Below are 16,852 nucleotides of genomic sequence, written 5' to 3'. Positions count from 1 at the left end.
ATGACCTCCACCGTGATCGAGATTGCAGGCCTTCGAAAGTCCTTCGGCGCCCACGTGGTCCTCAAGGACATCTCGCTGAAGATCGAACGCGGCCAGGTGGTCGCGATGATCGGGCCTTCGGGTTCCGGCAAATCCACCCTGCTTCGCTGCATCAACCTGCTGACGGTTCCGGACGGCGGACGCATCGCCGTCGGCGATCAGGCGATCCAGTTCAGCGGACGCGACACCGCGCTGCCGAGCGAGCGCAAGCTCGCGAAGTTCCGCGCCTCCACCGGGATGGTGTTCCAGCACTTCAACCTGTTCCCCCACATGACCGCGCTGCAGAACGTCATGGAAGGCCCGGTCACGGTGCTCAAGACGCCCAAGGCCCAGGCAGCGGCCGAGGCCCGGGCGCTGCTGCAGAAGGTGGGACTGCTCGAGCGTGCCGACTACTACCCCGACAAGCTCTCGGGCGGGCAGAAGCAGCGCGTGGCCATCGCCCGCGCGCTGGCCATGAAGCCGGGCGTCATGCTTTTCGACGAGGCCACCTCGGCGCTGGACCCCGAGCTCGTCGGAGAAGTGCTGACCGTCATCAAGGGCCTGGCGAAGGAAGGCATGACCATGATCCTGGTCACCCATGAAATCGGCTTTGCGCGCGAGGTGGCGGACCAGGTGATCTTCATGCGCGACGGCGTTGTCGCGGAATGCGGTCCACCCGGCATCGTCATCGACAACCCGCAGCAGGAGTCGACGCGCGCGTTCCTCGGCCGCTTCAAGGCGTCCGCCGGCACGCCCGAGCCCGCCGCCGCCGTCATCGCCTAGTGGGCGGCGAGGCTACTCCCGCAGAAGCCCGCGCGTGGCAGCAAGGGCGCTGCCACTGCGGCGCGGTGCGCCTCGAGTTCGTGCTGGCGTCGCACAAGGGCGTGGGCTGCAACTGCAGCTATTGCGTGCGCAAGGCGGCGCTGCACCACCGCGTGCCCGCCGGGAACTTCCGCCTGCTCGCGGGCACGGAGCAGCTGTCGAGCTATCGCTTCGGCACGATGCGCGCACGCCATCTCTTCTGCAGGACATGCGGCATTCATACGCACTGCCATCCGCGATCGGCACCCGACGAGGTCAATGTCAACCTGCATTGCGTCGACGCGCTGCAGGATGTGCACATCGAGCTTTCCCTGCACGATGGCCGCGGCTGGGACGCATGATCCTGCAGCCCCGGGCACGCAGTGCCGTAGCATGCGGGCCAAACCCCGGAACTTCATGAGACAACGCGATGGATGGAAGACTTGACGACCTCGACCGCCACCTGCTGAGCCTGCTCCAGGCCAACGCCAGGGAGCCCGCCGCCAACCTGGCGCGAAAGCTCAAGATCGCGCGCACCACCGTGGTCGCGCGCATCGCGCGGCTCGAGCGCGAAGGCGTGGTGGCGGGCTATGGCGTGCGCCTGGGCCACAAGCTCGAGCATGCGGCCGTTCGCGCGATCTGCGGGCTCAGCGTCAATGCCAAGAATGCGCCAGCAGTGATCCGGGCGCTCGAGCGCGTGCCCGAAGTGGAGGAGCTCTCGGCCGTGAGCGGCCAGTTCGACTACATGGTCTTCCTGCGCTGCGACACACCGGAAAAGCTCGATGTCCTGCTGGACCAGCTCGGCCAGCTGGACGGCATCAAACAGACGCAGACCTCCATCGTCCTGAGCCGGAAAATCGACCGGCGCAGCGCCCTTCCCTCGGTCTCCTGAGTTTTTCCTCGCATGAATGCCGTTGCGCCTGGCTTTCTCGGTGTGCTGATGCTCGACACGCGCTTTCCGCGGCCGCCGGGCGATGTCGGCAATGCGCAGACCTATGCGCGGGCCGGCATCCCGGTGCGCTTTCTCACGGTGGAAGGTGCATCGCCCAGGCGCATCGTCGAAGAAGCCGATCCGCGCCTGGTCCAGCCTTTCGTCGACGCCGCAGTGCGGCTGGCCGCGGAAGGCGCGTCGATGATCACCACCAGCTGCGGCTTCCTGGCCGCCTACCAGGACGTGCTCTCGCGGGCAGTTCCCGTGCCGGTGCTGGCCTCGAGCCTGCTGCAGGTGCGGCACTGCACCCATCCGGGCATCGTCACTTTCGATGCGCAATCGCTGACGCCGCAGATCCTGCAGGCTGCCGGCGTGCCCGCGGGAACGCCCGTCGCGGGCGTGCGCCCGGGCTGCGAGTTCCATCGCCGCATCCTGGACAACGACACCGTGCTCGACCTTGCCGAGGCGCAGCGCAATGTTGTCGAGGCAGCGGTGCGCCTGGTGCAGGCCTCCCCTTCCATCGAGAGCATCGTGCTCGAATGCACGAACATGCCGCCGTACCGCGAGGCCGTGGCCGCGGCTGTCGGACGCGAAGTGCACGACATCGAGACGCTGATCCTCAAGGCGTGGCGCGAGAGGGCCTCATGACCGACCGCTGAAGCCTTCTGGTTGGCCATCGATGCGCCGCGCATCGCCCAACGCAGCAATCGGCGCATGGCGCGCCATCAGCTCGTCGATCCAGTCGATGAACACCCGCAGCTTCGCGCTGACGTGCCGGTTCGGCGGAAACACCACGTACATCGGCATCGCGCCGAATTGCCAGCCCTCGAACAGCGGCACCAGCTCGCCCTGGGCCACATGGGGCGCGGCCATGTAGTGCGGCAGCCAGAGAACGCCCATGCCCGCCACGCCGGCCGCGAGGTAGGCATTGCCGTCGTCGACCGCGACCACGTGGCGGCCCTGCAGTTCGATGTGCTCGCCGCCGCGCTGCATGCGCAGCGCCACGACCTTGCCGCTGCGCGCGCTCAGGTAGCCCACGATGCGGTGGTGGGTGCCTTCGAGCTCGCTCGGGTGCGCAGGCGTGCCGGCGCGTTCCAGGTAGCACGGCGCCGCATAGACGCCGAGCCGCAGCTCGCCCACGCGGCGCGCCGTCAGAGACGAATCGGTGAGCTCGCCGCCGCGCAGCACGCAATCGACGTTGTCGCCGATCAGGTCGACCATCCGGTCGCTCACGCCAAGGTCGAGCTGGATCTCGGGATGGCGCGCATGGAACGCCGGCAATGCGGGCACCAGGATCATGCGGGCGAACGGGGTGGGCACGTCCACGCGCAGGCGCCCCCTCGGCGAGGCCGAGGCGCCGGACAGGCTGGCGTCCGCATCCTCCAGGTCGGCGAGCAGCCGCACCACGCGGTCGTAGTAGGCGGCGCCATCGGCCGTGACCTTGACCTGGCGCGTCGTGCGGTTCAGGAGCCTCACGCGCAGCCGCGCCTCCAGTTGCTGGACCAACTGGGTCACGGTGGTCTTGCTCATGTGGAGCGTCTGCGCCGCCTTGGTGAAGCTGCCGGCCTCCACCACGCGGGCGAAGGCCTGCAGCGCATCGAATCGGTCCATCTCTGTGCCTCGGGTCGATTGTTTGGGCTGGGCAAACAGTCATTGTGCGTCCTGCCTGTTTATCGATTGGCCGCGCGCTCCTAGAGTCCACCGATCGCAACCTCCCTTTCCAGGAAAGAAAGCCGATCCATGTCCGCACGCAACGTTGTCTTTCCCGCCGGCCGCCAGGCGCTCTACGAGCGCAACCGCTATTCGCCCGCCATCCGCTCCAATGGCTTTCTGTTCGTGTCGGGGCAGGTCGGCAGCCGGCCCGACGGCTCGCCGGAGCCCGACCTGGAGGCGCAGGTGCGGCTCGCGTTCGACAACCTCAACGCAATCCTCGCCGCGGCGGGCTGCAGCTTCGACGACGTGGTCGACGTGACGGTCTTCATCGTCGACCCCGAATCGAAGTTCGAAACCATCTGGAAGGTGGTCGCGCAGTACTGGGGCGAGGCGCCGCACCCGACGCTGACGGGCATCGGCGTGACCTGGCTCTACGGCTTCCAGTTCGAGATCAAGGTGATCGCGAAGCTTCCGGACGAGCGCGCGGGCGGCTGACGGACCGCCCGCCCAAGCCCGGCGTCTGAATCCAGACCTTGTCGAAGGCCTCGCAGAAGGCGCGCTGCACGACCGACATCGGGCGATACCGGTTGCGGATGACGTGGATGTCGAGCCGCTCGCTGCTGCTGAAGGGCCGCACCGCGAGGCCATGGAAGGTCTGCCCCGCGATGGCGGCGCGGTCCACCACCGCGATGCCGACGCCGGCCTGCGCGAACCAGCAGGCGGTCGTCGACGAGCGCACCTCGACGTCAAGATGGAGCTCCCCGGCTTCCTTGCCGTAGGCCCGGTGCAGGCTGCGGCCGTAGGCGCTGCTTTCGGGGGACGTGATGATGCGGTGGCCTCGCAGGTCCGCCGGACGGACGGTCTTGCGCCCGGCGACGGGATGGTCGCTGCGCATGACGCAGGCGAGCGCGCACTGGTAGCGCTTGACGACGATGAGGTTCGGATGGTCGTTGGGCAGCAGGCCGATCGCCAGGTCCATCGAGCGATCGAGCAGTGCATCGACCATGATCGGCGCGACGAGCACCTCGACCCGGCACTTGAGCCGCGGGTATTGCGCATGGAGAAGCGCCATGGCCTGCGGCACCAGGGAAGGCGCAAGGCTGGCGGACACCGCGATGCGCAGCATGCCGGTGTCGGGTTGCGCCAGGCTGCGCGTGACGTCGCGCACCCGGTCCACGCCGCGCCACAGGGTCTCGATCTCCTGGTGCAGCAGATGGGCCTCGGGGGTCGGGATCAGCCGGCCCTTGATCCTCTCGAACAGGGTCAGACCGGTCTGGCGCGCAATCTGCCCGAGCAGCTTGCTCACGGCCGGCTGCGAAACATGCAGCAGTTCCGCGGCGCCGACGACGCCGCCCGTGAGCATCACGGCACGAAATACTTCCATGTGGCGCAGGTTCATGCCTTGAATTCTCCATCGGATGCGCCGGGCAGGAATCGGCCAGCACATAACCAAAGGTTAAGCCCTCGCCAATTCTTTTCATTTGCGGGGCCGGGCGCGCCTCACAACAATGAAGTCACTCCTACAAGACCAGAGACAAAGAAAGATGAATGCACACGAGTACGGGCGGCTGTCTCGCCGGCGCCTGCTGCAGGCCGCATCGCTGGGCGTGCTGGCGGGAACCCGGGCTGCCTATGCCCAGGAGTTTCCGACCCGGCCCGTCAAGCTGATCGTTCCGCAGCCCCCGGGCGGTGCGGCTGACCGGCTGGCGCGGATCTTTGCGCAGGCGCTGGAAGCCCGGTGGAAGCAGTCCGTGGTGGTGGAGAACAAGCCGGGCGGCGGCGTGGTGATCGGAACGCTCGCGACCGCTCGCGCCGCGCCCGATGGCCACACCTTCGCCCTGCTCGGAAGCTCTCTCAGCATCAATGCCGCCCAGCGCAAGGACCTGCCGTACGACACGGCCAGGGATCTCGGGTCGATCGCGCGCATCGGCTATTTCACCATCGTGCTCGTGGCGCCGGCCGACTTCGGCGCCAACAACGTGCGCGAGCTGATCGCCATGGCCAAGAAGAACCCGGGGGCGCTTTCGTTCGCATCGAACGGCATCGGCACATCGGCGCAGCTGGCCGGCGAGATGCTCAACCACATGGCGGGTATCCAGCTTCAGCACGTGCCCTACAACGGCGCGGCCAAGATGTACACCGACATGATCGGCAAGCAGATCCCGCTCGGCTTTTCGGTGGCCTCTTCCGCGGAAAGCTTCATCCGGTCGGGACAGCTCAAGGTGCTGGGCGTGACCAGCAAGGAACGCAGCCCACTCTATCCGCAGTGGCCCGCCATCTCCGAGACGCTGCCGGGCTTCGACGCCGTGAACTGGGCCGGCTTTGCCGCGCCGGCGGGCGTGCCGCGTGCCGTGATGGCCAGGCTGGCCGACGACATCCTGGCCGTGCTGGCGACCGCCGACGTGGCCAAGGCGATGGCCGACATGGGCATCGAGGTCAGGCCGCAAGGGCCGGACGAGTTCCAGGCCTTCATCCAGTCCGAGATGCGGCGCTTTTCCGAGATCACCAAGCCGCTCAACAAGCCATCCACCTGAACCGGCAGAACCTCCAGCGATGACCCAGCCCATGACCTCTCCGTCCGAATATTCCTTCAGCCGCACCATCCCCGTGGACGAAAGCTACGACCTGGTGGTGGCCGGCGGCGGCCCCGCCGGAACGGCCGCGGCCGTGTGCGCGGCCCGGCTCGGCCTGAAGACCCTGCTGGTCGAGGCCACCGGCTGCCTGGGCGGCATGGGCACGTCGGGCCTGGTCGCGTCCTTCGGCCCGGTGTCCGATGGCGAGCGCATGCTGGTCGGCGGCTTCATGAAGGAGCTGCTGGAGACGATGTGGCGCCAGAAGGCTTTCGGCCCGCACGTGGTTCGCGAATTCCTGGACGGCCAGCTCAATCGCTGGGTGCCCTTCAAGCCCGAGCATCTGAAGCGCATCCTTGACGATTTCGCCGTCGCGGCCGGTGTCGAGCTGCGCTTCTTCACGCGGCTGATCGAAGCGGACGTGCAGGACGGACGCGTGCGCGGCGTGGTGCTCAGCAACGTCGAGGGCCTGCGCTACGTCAAGGCGCGGACCTTCGTGGACGCAACCGGCGACGCAGCGCTGGCCGCGCTCGCGGGCGCCGAATGCAAGGTCGTGCTGCGCGACACGGACACCGTCGCGCCGAGCACGCTGTGCTCGCTCTTCGGCGGCATGCGCTGGGACGATCCGGCCTACGGCGACGACTGGCGCGGCATCGACGCGGCCAAGGCCCGCACCAAGACCGAGCTGCTGGAACGGGCCATCGCGGATGGCCACTTCACGCAGGCCGACCTCTTCATGCCGGGCATGAACAAGATCGGCGAGCGCACGGCCAGCCTGAATGCGGGCCACGTGTTCAACCTGAATCCGCTGTCCAACCGCAGCCTGTCGGACGGCATGGTTTTCGGACGCAAGCTGGCGGTGGAATATCTGGAGTTCTTTCGCAAGTACGTGCCCGGCTGCGCCGATCTCGAGCTGCTGGCCACCGCGCCGGTGATGGGCGTGCGCGATTCGCGGCGCATCGTCGGCGAGTTCGAGCTGGGCATCGAGGACTTTCGCAACCGGCGGCAGTTTCCCGACCAGATCGCGGTCTACAACCGGCCCACGGACGTCCATCCCACCGATACCTCCAAGGCCGAGTACGAACGCTTCCTGCGCGACTTCGACGGCAAGGACAACCTGGGCCGCGGCAACAGCGTGGGCATTCCGTACAGCATCCTGGTGCCGCGCGGCTCGCAGAACCTGTGGGTGGCGGGGCGCTGCCACTCGAGCGATACCAAGGTGCATGGGTCGATCCGCGCGCAATCGGCCGCCTACATGATGGGACAGGCCGTGGGCACTGCCGCAGCGCAGTCGGTCGCGAGCGGCGAGCCGGCCTGCGACCTCGACACGCAGGTGCTGGTCGAAAAGCTCCGGGAGCACGGCGCCTACCTGCCGCAGAAGACGCTGGCGAGAACGATGACGCGCTGAGCGGCTGCCCGGTGCGGAACGCGGGCACCGGCCACGGCGAAACAAGATGCCGCCACGGTGCCGATTGCGGAATCCCATGCCGATTCACGTGCCCACTTCGATCTGAAAAGGAACAGCGAGGCTTCTATGCTCGTGGTGAACGACCCCTGTCGTCTCTTCGCGGCTGCGGCACCCGCGCCTTTTCCATTTCGATTGGAGCTGTTCCCATGTCCCTGCAGGATTTCAAGGTTCTCACCTTCGACGTCGTCGGCACGTTGATCGATTTCGAGGGAGGCATGCTCGCCTACCTGCGTTCGGCAGTGCCCGATGCGCGCGTGAGCGACGACGAGTTCCTGGGCGCCTACCGCCAAGCCCGTGCCGACGGCCACGCCGGCTGGTATCCCGACGACCTGGAGCGCTGCTGGCACGCCATCGCGCCCGCGCTGGGCCTGCCTGACAGCGATGCGCTGGCCCGCGGCCTGCGCGATTCGGTGGCGCAATGGCCGCCCTTCCCGGACTCGGTGGAGGCACTGAAGCGGCTGCGCAAGCGCTTCAAGCTGGTGACGATGACCAATGCACAGCAATGGGCGCTGGCCCATTTCGACAAGACGCTGGGCTCACCCTTCGACATGCTGCTCAGCTGCGACGATGCGCTGTGCGAAAAGCCCGACGCGCGCTACTTCGCGTACGCGCGCGGCCGCTTCGAGGGCGCCTGGGGCTTCAGGCAGGCCGACAACCTGCACGTGGCGCAAAGCCAATACCACGACATCGGCATCGCCAAACAGCTGGGCATCACCACCTGCTGGATCGAGCGCCGCCATGCGCAGAAGGGGTCCGGCGGCACCATCGAGTCGAAACGCACCGAGCCCGACTACCACTTCCACACGCTGGCCGAACTGGCGGATGCTGTTGAGGCCGCGGTAGCTGCGCGCTGACCACGTGCGGATCGTTCCGCACCAGGCCGCGGGCCTGCGAGACCAGGGGTGTCCAGGCACAACTCGCCAAGAAACAACCTCTTGACGCTTCACACCTGGCCACTGGATCGGGGTCAGGGCACGCCTCCAGACCCTCGGTACTCGGTCGAGCAAAGCCCCTTTGATAAGCGCAGGCTCATGCCCGTGGTAAATTGCCACAAAACGCGACATCCTCGATGTCTTCGAACTCCATCCGTGTTGGCGCCGAACTCTTCAGCATCGCCCGCGAGCAGGGTGACTTGATGTCGCGCTCGGCTGCTCAGCAGATTGAGCATTGGGCCCGCATCGGGTCAGCCCTTGAAGCGTGCGGCCTGACGGTGCCTGAGGTTGCACTGCTCCTGAAACGACACACCGAGGGGGTGGCGGCCAAGGCTGCCGGCGATTTCGACCTCTGGGCCTTCAAACGTGAGCGCCAGTCGACGGACCTGGCCAATGCGCGCAGCGGCCGTGTCACGCAAGCGCAACTGAGTTGGTTCTCGGACGGCCGTGCGCGCAGCGTCAAGCTCGCGAACTCTCCGTACTGAGGAACGTATTCATGGCCACCGAGCCTGTGCTTCCTCCCGACGACAGTCCCCTCGACAAAGAGACGATCGATCTCTTCCTATCCAACATGGGCACTGACATGGTCCTTGTTGGCGGGCAAGCACTCGCCTTCTGGATGGATCGATTCGGCATCGAGGCGGAAGGCGCTGCCATTTCGAATGATGGTGACGCACTCGGCAAGGTGGCGCGAGCGATGGACCTCGCTCAGACAATCACAGCCCGCGTCGTGCTGCCGAAGAAAAGCAGCATGACGGCGATCGTCGCGCAACTGCGAATCCCCACGGCAGGAGGCAAGGAACGCAACATTGACGTCTTGCACACGCTCTATGCTGGCGCCAACCCAAAGAAGTCGACGCTCTTTACCAAAAGGGTTATCGCGGACAGCGTAGAGGCTGAATGGCGTCCAGGCCGTTTCATTCGTGTGATGGACCCACTCGACGTTCTTGAGTCCCGCGTGCAAAACGCGGTGGGTCTGCTCGAAGAGAAAGGCCCACACATGCTCACGCAGGTGGAGTGGGCGATCCGAGTGGCCAGTGAGGCTCTACGTCGCATCGCCCAGGACCCGGAGTCCTCTAAGGGGCTTGGCGGCAAGATCCGGCGGATCTACACGCTGGCGCGCAGTGGCGTCGGGCGGCGCCTTCTGTCAGAGCGCCACATCGAGATTCTGGGCGCTGTGGATGTGGAGCTCCTGAAATCGCTCTCGCCGGCGCACACCAAGCAACTCGATCTTGTTCAGAAAGCGAAGGTCGAGAGGCAAGCCCCGCGCGAATCTGGGCATCCTCCTCCGTCGGCGCCGCGCTAATGGGGAAGCATGCAGTCCTGCGGCGCATGAGCGCCTTGATGGCCAGATGAGGCCCGTGGCCGGGGGTGAATCCGCCCGCCTGCGGCAGGCCGAATAGGCGCTCTTGTGGTCGTTCGAGAACAGCCCAGGGGGTCCCAGCGGCGCAGAAAATCTGCCGCGCAGACTCCTAGACCGCTTGCCGCAGCGAGGCGCGCGCGCAGGCCAGGAAGGGCTCGATCAGGGGACTCTCCCAATCGCTGCGCCAACAGGCGGCGATGTCCATCCTTGCATCGGCGTTCCGCAGCGCCCTGAACACCACGCCCGGGGGCCGGCCGATCCGGGCGCAGGCGGGCAGGATGGCCACGCCCCTGCCTGCGAGGACGAGCGCCAATGCCGACACCATGGTCTCGACCCGCTGCGCGACCGGCATGCTGACATCGTGCCGCCGAAGCATCGAGGCAATGACGGATTTGTCGACGTCTCCATCGGGCACGGGCAGGCCGATCAAGGGCATGCCTGACAGCCGCTCCATCGGGATGCTGGACATGCGGGCCAGCGGCGAATCCGCACGCACGGCCAGCATCAGCGGCTGGGTTCCGATGCGTTCGGCCGCAATGCCCGCGTGGGCGATGGGCGGGATGCAGATCGCCACCGACACCTGCGAATCGGCGAGGGCCGAGACGTTGTTGGCGGCATTCAACTCCACATACTGGATCTCCACGTCCGGCAGCTTGGCCCGAAGCGTGTTTTCCAGGCGAGGAAGCACCAGGTAGGACAGCACGACCATGGTTCCGACCGTGAGCCGGCCCCTGCTGCCTGAGCCGATCGCCCGTGCCGCGTCGAAGCCTTCGTTGGCAAGCAGCAGTGCCTCCTTCGCACGCTGGAAGAGCGCATTGCCGGCGTCGGTGATTTCCATGCCGCGCGCCGCCCTGCGGAACAGCGGCGTGCCCACCGCCGCCTCCAGGTTCTTGATGTGGACCGACAGCGGCGGCTGGGCCATGTTGAGCCGGCGTGCCGCCTTGCCCACGCTGCGTTCCTCGGCCACGGCCACGAAGTAGCGAAGCGTTCTGAAGTCCGGTGCTGCCATACGCTGATCGTATGCCTTTTCAAGAAAACAGTATTGGACTCGATGTTGCCGCGCATCAATCATTTGCGCATGAAAAAGTTTCCGCGTCTTCCGAAGTCCGAAATCTGCGAGATGTCCGCCGTGGCGCTGCGCACGCTCGTCGCGCAGCGAAAGCTCTCGCCGGTGGAGATCGTCGAAGAGGTATTGCGCCGCGCCGACGCCGTCCAGCCGCACCTGAACTGCTTCATCACGCTGTGCCACGAGCAGGCGATGGCGCAGGCCCGCGAGGCGGAAAGCGCCGTGATGAGGGGCGAGCCGCTGGGCCTTCTGCACGGCCTGCCCTTCACCGTGAAGGACATCGTGGACACCGCGAACGTGAGAACGACCTACGGTTCCCTGCTGCATCGCGACCACGTCCCCACGCAGGATGCCGTCGCCGTGGCGCGCATGCGCCAGGCCGGCGCCATCCTCATCGGCAAGACGACCACCTCCGAGTTCGGCGCCAAGTGCCTGACCGACGCGCCCCTGTTCGGAAGCACCCGCAACGCATGGGATGCGACGCGCACGAGCGGCGGCTCGAGCGGCGGGGCGGCCGCATCGATTGCGGCGGGCATCGCGCCGCTGGCCATTGCCACCGACGGTGGCGGCTCGACCCGCATTCCCGCCGCCTGCAACGGCGTGGTCGGCCTGAAGCAGAGCCTGGGCGTGGTGCCCCACAGCCAGGTGCAGGACGCATTCGGCAACTACACCTACGTGACGCCCACCACGCGCAACGTGGCCGACACCGCGCTCATGCTGCAGGCCATGACTGGCGCCCACGGGTCCGACCCCTGGTCACTGGGTGTGCCGGCGCAGCCTTACTTCGACGCGCTGCGGCCCGGCGGCGATCTGCGCGGCAAGCGGATTCTTTATTGCGCAACACCCGCGGGACGCCCGATCTCCGCCGACGTCGCCGCCGCCTTCGAAGCCGCCCTTGCCACCTTGCGTTCGATGGGCGCGCAGCTCGAGCAGCTGCCCGGCGACGGCTACGACGTCGAGCCGGTGTGGCGGGTGATCAACCACACCAGCTGGCGCGGCCGCTTCGCGCCGCTGGCCGCGGCGCATGCCGACCAGCTGAGCCCGTCCTTGCTGCAACAGCTCGCGCTCGCGGAGCACGTCGACGGAGTCGCCTTCCAGCAGGCCATGTTCGCCAGGACCGCGCTCTTCCGCAGGGTCCAGGCCCAGCTGGAGAGCCACGACTTCATCTTCACGCCGACGCTCTCGCGCACGGCGCTGCCGATCGACCAGGACCTGTTCGGCAGCATCGAGATCGACGGCGAGGCGCATGCCGAAGTGCGGGCGAACTGGTTTCCGTGGACGATGCCCTTCAACCTCACGGGCCACCCCGCCATCAGCCTGCCGTGCGGCGCGGGCCGCGACGGCCTGCCCATCGGCATGCAGCTCGTCGGCCGGTTCCGCGAGGACCTGCAGCTGCTGCAGGCCGCGTCGTTCTTCGAAGCCGCGCACAGGCCGGCGAACGCGCTGCCCACCCTCGCTTTCTGAGTCCGCCCCTCCGTTTCGTTCTCAACCCAGCAGGTACCCACCATGGCCTCTTTCCTCAAGACACTCCTTCTCGCTGCGTCGATCACCCTGATCGGCGCCGCCGCGCATGCCGATGCGCCCATCCGGCTGGTCATCGGCTTTCCGCCCGGCGGCGCGCTCGACAGCCTGGCGCGTTCGCTGGCCGAGGACTTGCGCACCACGCTCAAGGAGCCCGTGCTGGTGGAGAACCGGCCCGGCGCCTCGACGCGCATTTCCATCGAGGCCGTCAAGGCCGCACGGCCCGACGGCCGCACCATCCTGCTGGGCTCGACGCCGCCCTTCGTCCTCTTTCCGATGACCTATGCGCGGCTGAACTACGACGTCGACAAGGACTTCATCCCGGTCGCGCACCTGGCGATCGTGCCCAGTGTCCTTTCCGCCGGCGCAGACCAGCCGTTCAAGACGGTTCCCGAATACGTCGCATGGGTGAGGAAGAACCCCGCCGGCGCCAGCGTGGGGCTGACCAACCTCGGAGGCGGACTGCACTTCAGCGTGCTGCAGCTGTCCAAGGCCATCGGCGTGCCGCTCGCGCCGGTCACCTACAAGGGCGGCGCGCCGCTCGCGACCGACATCGTCGGAGGCCACGTACCGCTCAGCGCCGACGCACTCGCCAGCCAGCTCGAACTCCACCGCGCGGGCAAGCTGCGGGTGCTGGGCGTTGCGGGCACCCGGCGGCTGAGCTGGCTGCCCGACGTTCCGACGATCAAGGAGTCGGGCTACGACGCCTTCGACCGCGCCAACGCCGCCTATGCCGCTTTCGTGCCGGCAGGGACGCCGAAGGACGTGGCCGCCAAGCTGGAGGCGGCCCTGCTCGCCGCCATGCGCAATCCGCAGGTGCGCGCACAAGTCGATCGCATGGGCCTGGAGCCGACGGGGCTCCCCGGCGCGGAAGTGACGCGGATCATGAACGAGGACCGCGCGTACTGGCGCCCCATCGTGAAGGCCTCGGGGTTCAGGAGCGAAGACTGAATCGACGATGGCCGACGACGACGACGCCGGCAGGGCCGACTGGGCGGTGCTCGTTGCCGCGAGTTCGGGCGCGCTGCTGTGCTTTCTCAATCTCAGCGCACTCAATGTCGCGCTGCCGGCCGTGGCGCGGAGCCTGCACGCTTCGCCGACGCAGGCGAGCTGGATCCTGCTGTCCTACATGCTGGTCAGCACCGTCTGCATCCTCAGCTTCGGACGCCTGGCCGATCTCTGGGGACGGCGCCGGCTCTTCCTCGCGGGGCTGTGGCTCTTCGTGGCCGCCTGCGCGGCATGCGCCCTCGCACCCACCGCCGAACTGATGCTGGCGAGCCGCATCGCCCAGGCTGTCGGCGCGGCCGGCGTCATGGCCAACGCCAGCGCCTTGGTGGGCGATGCCTTCGGCCGCCGCAGGATGGGGCTGGCGCTCGGCGTGCTCGCCATGGTTGCGGCGCTGGCCCAGGTCGTGGGCCCGCTGGCGGGCGGCTTCGTCGTGTCGTGGTGGGGCTGGCGCGTTCTTTTCATGCTCAACGTGCCGATCGGGCTTGGCGTGCTGGCGTGGTCCTGGAATGTGCTGCCCCGCAGTGCGGCCGCCGGGGCCGAACGCTTCGACCTCGCAGGCGCGGCGCTGTCCCTCGTCGGCATCGGATGCGTGACCTATGCCCTCTCGATGGCCGGCACCCGCGGATGGACCAGCACGCCGGTGTGGGCCTTCATGCTTGCGGGGCTGTGCGCCATCGCCCTCTTCTGCGGCGTTCAGATGCGCGTGGCCAGCCCGCTGGTCGACCCGTCGCTGTTCGGCGACCCGGGACGCCGGAGCGCTTACGCGGGCATCCTGCTGCTGTCGATGACGCAGGCGGCACCCCTGCTGCTCGTGGCCTTGTACCTGCAGGCCTGCGCAGGCCTGCAGCCGTCGCAGGCGGGCCTGCGCATCGCACCGGTGGCATTCGGCATGCTGATGGCTGCGCCACTGGCGGGTGCCCTGACGCGGCGCTTCAGGCCCGAGTCCATCTGCGTGGCCGGCATGCTGCTCGCGGGATGCGCCCTGGCGCTGCTGGCCGCCCTGCTGCAGCCGGCGATCGGCGCCGTGCAGCTGTCGCTGTGCCTCTGGGTGCTCGGCCTGGGCATCGGGAGCTTCGTGACGCCGAACAACACATCGATCCTCCAGAGCGTGGCGCCGCGGCGCCGGGGCATCGCCAACGGCGTCCGGTCGACGCTGCAGAACACCGGCATCATGATCGGCACCGCGCTGACGCTGAGCGTGGCGATGGCGCAGCTTCCGTCCGGCTCGCAGCGCCTGATCCTGGGCGGCGGCGGCGCAGGGCTTTCGAACGCGGATGTGGCGACCTTTACCCAGGGCGCCAGTCAGGCGCTGGTTGTGCTGGCGGTCCTTTGCCTTGCCGGCGCGGCGCTGATCGCGAACAACCGGTACCGAGCCGGCCGGCTGCAATCCGCACAATGAACACGGCGGCAGGACGGCATCGACGGCGCGCTGCGCCCTTCTCCGGCTCTGCGAGCAGATCCTCGACCCCGAGTCAGCGCGGATGGGGAAACAGCCGTTCGATCGGGCAATGCGTCTTGATGAACGGCGACTTGATGACGATGTAGCTGAAGTACTTGGAGATGCCGATGTTGCGTTCGAGCAGTTCCTCGATCACTTCCTGGTAGTGGTTGACGCCGCGCGTCAGAAAGCGCAGCAGGTAGTCGTAGCCGCCGCTCACCAGGTGGCACTCGAGCACCTCGTCGACCTCGCGGATCGCGGCCTCGAAGCGCACGAAGTCCTCGCGGTGGTGGTCCTGCAGCGTGACCTCGGTGAACACGGTGAGCGTGTCGCCGAGCTTCTCGAGCCGCAGGTGCGCGCCGTAGCCGGCGATGTAGCCGGCCTGCTCCAGGCGCTTGACGCGGATCAGGCAGGGGCTGGGCGACAGGCCGACCGCATCCGCGAGATCGACGTTGGTCATGCGCCCGTTCTGCTGCAGCTGGGCCAGGATGCGCAGGTCGAGTCGGTCGATCTTGAAAGCTTCAGACATGGCCATCCTGAAAAAACGAAAGAGGATCCGATTCTGCTTTGCCGGCGCGCTGCCGGAGTAGTGCTTTCCCGCTCAGGCCGCCAGCGCCGCGCGCACGTCGGCGGCGTCCAGCACCTCGTCGAGCGTTTTCTTCAGGCGCGCGAACATCTGGGCGAACTCGTCCTCGGTGAAGGTGAGCGCCGGCGCAAAGCCCAGGATGTGGTCGCCGAAGGAGCGGAACACCAGGCCGTTGCGGTACCCCGCGGCAAAGATGCGGTCCGCGAGGCCCAGCGCCGGATCGAAGCCGCGCTTGCCTTGCTTGTCGCTCACCAGCTCCAGCGCACCGAGCAGGCCGCGGTGGCGCGCATCGCCCACCAGCGGATGCGCGCGCAGCGCATCGAGGCCGGCCGCGAAATGCGCCGCGCCGCGCCGGCCGTTGGCGAGCACCCCGCCCTCTTCGTACAGGCGCAGCACCTCGAGCGCGACCGCGGCGCTCACCGGATGGGCCGAATAGGTGGCGCCATGGCCGACCGGCACGCCCGCCGGCGCGCCGTCGGCGATGCCGGCATAGACCTTCTCGGACATCATGGTCGCGCCCATCGGCACGTAGCCCGAGGTCAGGCCCTTGGCCATGGTCATCAGGTCGGGCTCCACGCCTTCGGCCTCGCAGGCGAATATGGGGCCGGTGCGGCCGAAGCCGGTGATGACCTCGTCGACGACGAACAGGATGTCGAGCTCGCGTGCGGCATCGCGCATGGCTTTCAACCAGCCCTTGGGCGGCACGATCACGCCGCCCGAGCCCTGGATCGGCTCGCAGAAGAAGGCGGCCACGTTGTCCGCGCCGAGCTCGGCCACCTTGGCGCGCAGCGAGGCCACCGACGCGGCGATCAGGGCCTGCGGATCGGCGCCGTCCGCGTGGCGGTACGGGTTGGGCGACGGGATGTAGTGCTGCGTGGGCAGCGGCAGGTCGAAGCCGCGATGGAAAACGGGCAAGGCCGTGAGGCCCGCGCCGGTCGACGAAGAGCCGTGGTAGCCGCGCTCCAGTGCGATGAACTGCTTCTTCGACGGTTTGCCGATGGCGTTGTAGTACTGCACGATGAAGCGCACGGCAGCATCGACCGCCTCCGAGCCGCCGAGCGTGAGGTACACGCGCGTCAGCGATGCGGGCGCGATCTGCACCAGCTTTTGCGCGAGGCGGATGGCCGGCTCGCTGCTGAAGTGGAAGTAGCCGGTGGCGTACGGCAGGCGCCGCATCTGCTCGGCCGCGGCCTGCACCACGCTCTCCTGGCCGTAGCCCACGTTCACGCACCACAGGCCCGCGAAGGCGTCGAGCAGTTCATGTCCGTTCGCATCGGTCAGCCATGCGCCGCGGGCCGAGGCCAGCACGGTGGGGCCGCGCTGCTCGTGCGTGCGCCAGGGCGAGACGGGGTGGATGAGGTGGGCACGGTCGATGGCGTCGAGCGTGGCGTGGTGCGGCAATGCGGTGGGGTGTGTCATGGTGGGCGGAGGTCGGGCCTTTGGATGTCCAAAAGCTTAGGCCGCACGCCCCTTGCGCGGGTGCTGCATTGAGGGCCT

At 67.7% G+C, this 16,852-nt stretch carries 18 protein-coding genes; 13 read left to right on the top strand and 5 right to left on the bottom strand.

Annotated features, from left to right (window positions below; genetic code table 11):
* The 4 genes from EJO66_RS29400 to EJO66_RS29385 all read left to right on the top strand — a co-directional run bounded on the left by EJO66_RS29400 (position 1) and on the right by EJO66_RS29385 (position 2,398).
* Positions 1-801, top strand: a complete 801-nt coding sequence (locus EJO66_RS29400) for an amino acid ABC transporter ATP-binding protein (RefSeq protein WP_125966867.1) — start codon at positions 1-3, stop codon at positions 799-801.
* A complete protein-coding gene (locus tag EJO66_RS29395) occupies positions 801-1,181 on the top strand; it encodes a GFA family protein (protein ID WP_125966866.1) in 381 nt (126 codons plus the stop codon). Before EJO66_RS29400 ends, EJO66_RS29395 begins: the two co-directional genes overlap by 1 nt.
* Positions 1,182-1,249: 68 nt before the next feature.
* On the top strand, positions 1,250-1,711 hold the full coding sequence (locus EJO66_RS29390) for an Lrp/AsnC family transcriptional regulator (protein ID WP_124960855.1): 462 nt from the start codon (positions 1,250-1,252) through the stop codon (positions 1,709-1,711).
* Between the two features lie 12 nt (positions 1,712-1,723).
* Positions 1,724-2,398, top strand: coding sequence for an aspartate/glutamate racemase family protein (locus EJO66_RS29385; protein WP_124960854.1), 675 nt, complete (start codon positions 1,724-1,726; stop codon positions 2,396-2,398).
* Here EJO66_RS29385 and EJO66_RS29380 read toward each other — a convergent pair.
* On the bottom strand, positions 2,393-3,361 hold the full coding sequence (locus EJO66_RS29380) for a LysR family transcriptional regulator (protein ID WP_125966865.1): 969 nt from the start codon (positions 3,359-3,361) through the stop codon (positions 2,393-2,395). The two genes, EJO66_RS29385 and EJO66_RS29380, sit on opposite strands and share 6 nt — an antisense overlap.
* Positions 3,362-3,490: 129 nt before the next feature.
* Between EJO66_RS29380 and EJO66_RS29375 the strand changes: the two genes are divergently transcribed.
* Positions 3,491-3,898, top strand: a complete 408-nt coding sequence (locus tag EJO66_RS29375; RefSeq protein WP_125966864.1) for a RidA family protein — start codon at positions 3,491-3,493, stop codon at positions 3,896-3,898.
* On the opposite strand, the gene EJO66_RS29370 is transcribed toward EJO66_RS29375, so the two are convergent.
* Positions 3,855-4,802: a LysR family transcriptional regulator gene (locus EJO66_RS29370; protein ID WP_125966863.1), complete on the bottom strand. Its 948-nt coding sequence runs from the start codon at positions 4,800-4,802 to the stop codon at positions 3,855-3,857. The two genes, EJO66_RS29375 and EJO66_RS29370, sit on opposite strands and share 44 nt — an antisense overlap.
* A gap of 145 nt (positions 4,803-4,947) precedes the next feature.
* Between EJO66_RS29370 and EJO66_RS29365 the strand changes: the two genes are divergently transcribed.
* The 5 genes from EJO66_RS29365 (at position 4,948) to EJO66_RS29345 (ending at position 9,679) form a co-directional block, all read left to right on the top strand.
* Positions 4,948-5,937, top strand: a complete 990-nt coding sequence (locus EJO66_RS29365; protein WP_125966862.1) for a Bug family tripartite tricarboxylate transporter substrate binding protein — start codon at positions 4,948-4,950, stop codon at positions 5,935-5,937.
* 31 nt (positions 5,938-5,968) lie between these two features.
* Positions 5,969-7,381: an FAD-dependent oxidoreductase gene (locus EJO66_RS29360; protein WP_240648878.1), complete on the top strand. Its 1,413-nt coding sequence runs from the start codon at positions 5,969-5,971 to the stop codon at positions 7,379-7,381.
* A gap of 206 nt (positions 7,382-7,587) precedes the next feature.
* Positions 7,588-8,295: an HAD-IA family hydrolase gene (locus EJO66_RS29355; protein WP_125966860.1), complete on the top strand. Its 708-nt coding sequence runs from the start codon at positions 7,588-7,590 to the stop codon at positions 8,293-8,295.
* Between the two features lie 215 nt (positions 8,296-8,510).
* Positions 8,511-8,858 carry a TA system antitoxin ParD family protein gene (locus EJO66_RS29350; protein WP_125966859.1) on the top strand — a complete coding sequence of 116 codons (348 nt, stop codon included), beginning with the start codon at positions 8,511-8,513 and terminating at the stop codon, positions 8,856-8,858.
* 11 nt (positions 8,859-8,869) lie between these two features.
* Positions 8,870-9,679: a hypothetical protein gene (locus EJO66_RS29345; protein ID WP_125966858.1), complete on the top strand. Its 810-nt coding sequence runs from the start codon at positions 8,870-8,872 to the stop codon at positions 9,677-9,679.
* 166 nt (positions 9,680-9,845) lie between these two features.
* On the opposite strand, the gene EJO66_RS29340 is transcribed toward EJO66_RS29345, so the two are convergent.
* Entirely contained in the window at positions 9,846-10,745 is a 900-nt protein-coding gene (locus EJO66_RS29340; protein WP_125966857.1) for a LysR family transcriptional regulator, read from the bottom strand.
* 69 nt (positions 10,746-10,814) lie between these two features.
* On the opposite strand from EJO66_RS29340, the gene EJO66_RS29335 reads away from it, so the two are divergent.
* Genes EJO66_RS29335 through EJO66_RS29325 form a run of 3 tightly spaced genes read left to right on the top strand, consistent with a single transcriptional unit; the run spans position 10,815 to position 14,730 of the window.
* Entirely contained in the window at positions 10,815-12,266 is a 1,452-nt protein-coding gene (locus EJO66_RS29335; protein WP_240648877.1) for an amidase, read from the top strand.
* Positions 12,267-12,308: 42 nt separating this feature from the next.
* Complete coding sequence (locus EJO66_RS29330) at positions 12,309-13,274, top strand: tripartite tricarboxylate transporter substrate-binding protein (protein ID WP_124960850.1); 966 nt, start codon at positions 12,309-12,311, stop codon at positions 13,272-13,274.
* Positions 13,275-13,281: 7 nt separating this feature from the next.
* Complete coding sequence (locus tag EJO66_RS29325; RefSeq protein WP_124960849.1) at positions 13,282-14,730, top strand: MFS transporter; 1,449 nt, start codon at positions 13,282-13,284, stop codon at positions 14,728-14,730.
* A gap of 73 nt (positions 14,731-14,803) precedes the next feature.
* On the opposite strand, the gene EJO66_RS29320 is transcribed toward EJO66_RS29325, so the two are convergent.
* Positions 14,804-15,298 carry an Lrp/AsnC family transcriptional regulator gene (locus tag EJO66_RS29320; protein ID WP_015865681.1) on the bottom strand — a complete coding sequence of 165 codons (495 nt, stop codon included), beginning with the start codon at positions 15,296-15,298 and terminating at the stop codon, positions 14,804-14,806.
* 72 nt (positions 15,299-15,370) lie between these two features.
* Positions 15,371-16,774: an aspartate aminotransferase family protein gene (locus EJO66_RS29315; RefSeq protein WP_125966856.1), complete on the bottom strand. Its 1,404-nt coding sequence runs from the start codon at positions 16,772-16,774 to the stop codon at positions 15,371-15,373.
* Positions 16,775-16,852 lie beyond the last annotated feature (78 nt).

The organism is Variovorax beijingensis (genome assembly GCF_003951285.1).
Classification (GTDB): domain Bacteria; phylum Pseudomonadota; class Gammaproteobacteria; order Burkholderiales; family Burkholderiaceae_C; genus Variovorax; species Variovorax beijingensis.
Note: the sequence above shows the minus strand (reverse complement) of the source record. Positions and strands in the feature narration are given on the sequence as shown.

What these genes read in the sequence shown, in the direction of transcription:
- EJO66_RS29385 (WP_124960854.1), top strand. Translation starts at nt 1,724, where the DNA reads ATGAATGCCGTTGCGCCTGGCTTTCTCGGTGTGCTGATGCTCGACACG.
- EJO66_RS29360 (WP_240648878.1), top strand. Translation starts at nt 5,969, where the DNA reads ATGACCTCTCCGTCCGAATATTCCTTCAGCCGCACCATCCCCGTGGAC.
- EJO66_RS29365 (WP_125966862.1), top strand. Translation starts at nt 4,948, where the DNA reads ATGAATGCACACGAGTACGGGCGGCTGTCTCGCCGGCGCCTGCTGCAG.
- EJO66_RS29390 (WP_124960855.1), top strand. Translation starts at nt 1,250, where the DNA reads ATGGATGGAAGACTTGACGACCTCGACCGCCACCTGCTGAGCCTGCTC.
- EJO66_RS29335 (WP_240648877.1), top strand. Translation starts at nt 10,815, where the DNA reads ATGAAAAAGTTTCCGCGTCTTCCGAAGTCCGAAATCTGCGAGATGTCC.
- EJO66_RS29400 (WP_125966867.1), top strand. Translation starts at nt 1, where the DNA reads ATGACCTCCACCGTGATCGAGATTGCAGGCCTTCGAAAGTCCTTCGGC.
- EJO66_RS29370 (WP_125966863.1), bottom strand. Translation starts at nt 4,802, where the DNA reads ATGAACCTGCGCCACATGGAAGTATTTCGTGCCGTGATGCTCACGGGC.
- EJO66_RS29345 (WP_125966858.1), top strand. Translation starts at nt 8,870, where the DNA reads ATGGCCACCGAGCCTGTGCTTCCTCCCGACGACAGTCCCCTCGACAAA.
- EJO66_RS29350 (WP_125966859.1), top strand. Translation starts at nt 8,511, where the DNA reads ATGTCTTCGAACTCCATCCGTGTTGGCGCCGAACTCTTCAGCATCGCC.
- EJO66_RS29330 (WP_124960850.1), top strand. Translation starts at nt 12,309, where the DNA reads ATGGCCTCTTTCCTCAAGACACTCCTTCTCGCTGCGTCGATCACCCTG.
- EJO66_RS29375 (WP_125966864.1), top strand. Translation starts at nt 3,491, where the DNA reads ATGTCCGCACGCAACGTTGTCTTTCCCGCCGGCCGCCAGGCGCTCTAC.
- EJO66_RS29380 (WP_125966865.1), bottom strand. Translation starts at nt 3,361, where the DNA reads ATGGACCGATTCGATGCGCTGCAGGCCTTCGCCCGCGTGGTGGAGGCC.
- EJO66_RS29315 (WP_125966856.1), bottom strand. Translation starts at nt 16,774, where the DNA reads ATGACACACCCCACCGCATTGCCGCACCACGCCACGCTCGACGCCATC.
- EJO66_RS29320 (WP_015865681.1), bottom strand. Translation starts at nt 15,298, where the DNA reads ATGTCTGAAGCTTTCAAGATCGACCGACTCGACCTGCGCATCCTGGCC.
- EJO66_RS29355 (WP_125966860.1), top strand. Translation starts at nt 7,588, where the DNA reads ATGTCCCTGCAGGATTTCAAGGTTCTCACCTTCGACGTCGTCGGCACG.
- EJO66_RS29340 (WP_125966857.1), bottom strand. Translation starts at nt 10,745, where the DNA reads ATGGCAGCACCGGACTTCAGAACGCTTCGCTACTTCGTGGCCGTGGCC.
- EJO66_RS29325 (WP_124960849.1), top strand. Translation starts at nt 13,282, where the DNA reads ATGGCCGACGACGACGACGCCGGCAGGGCCGACTGGGCGGTGCTCGTT.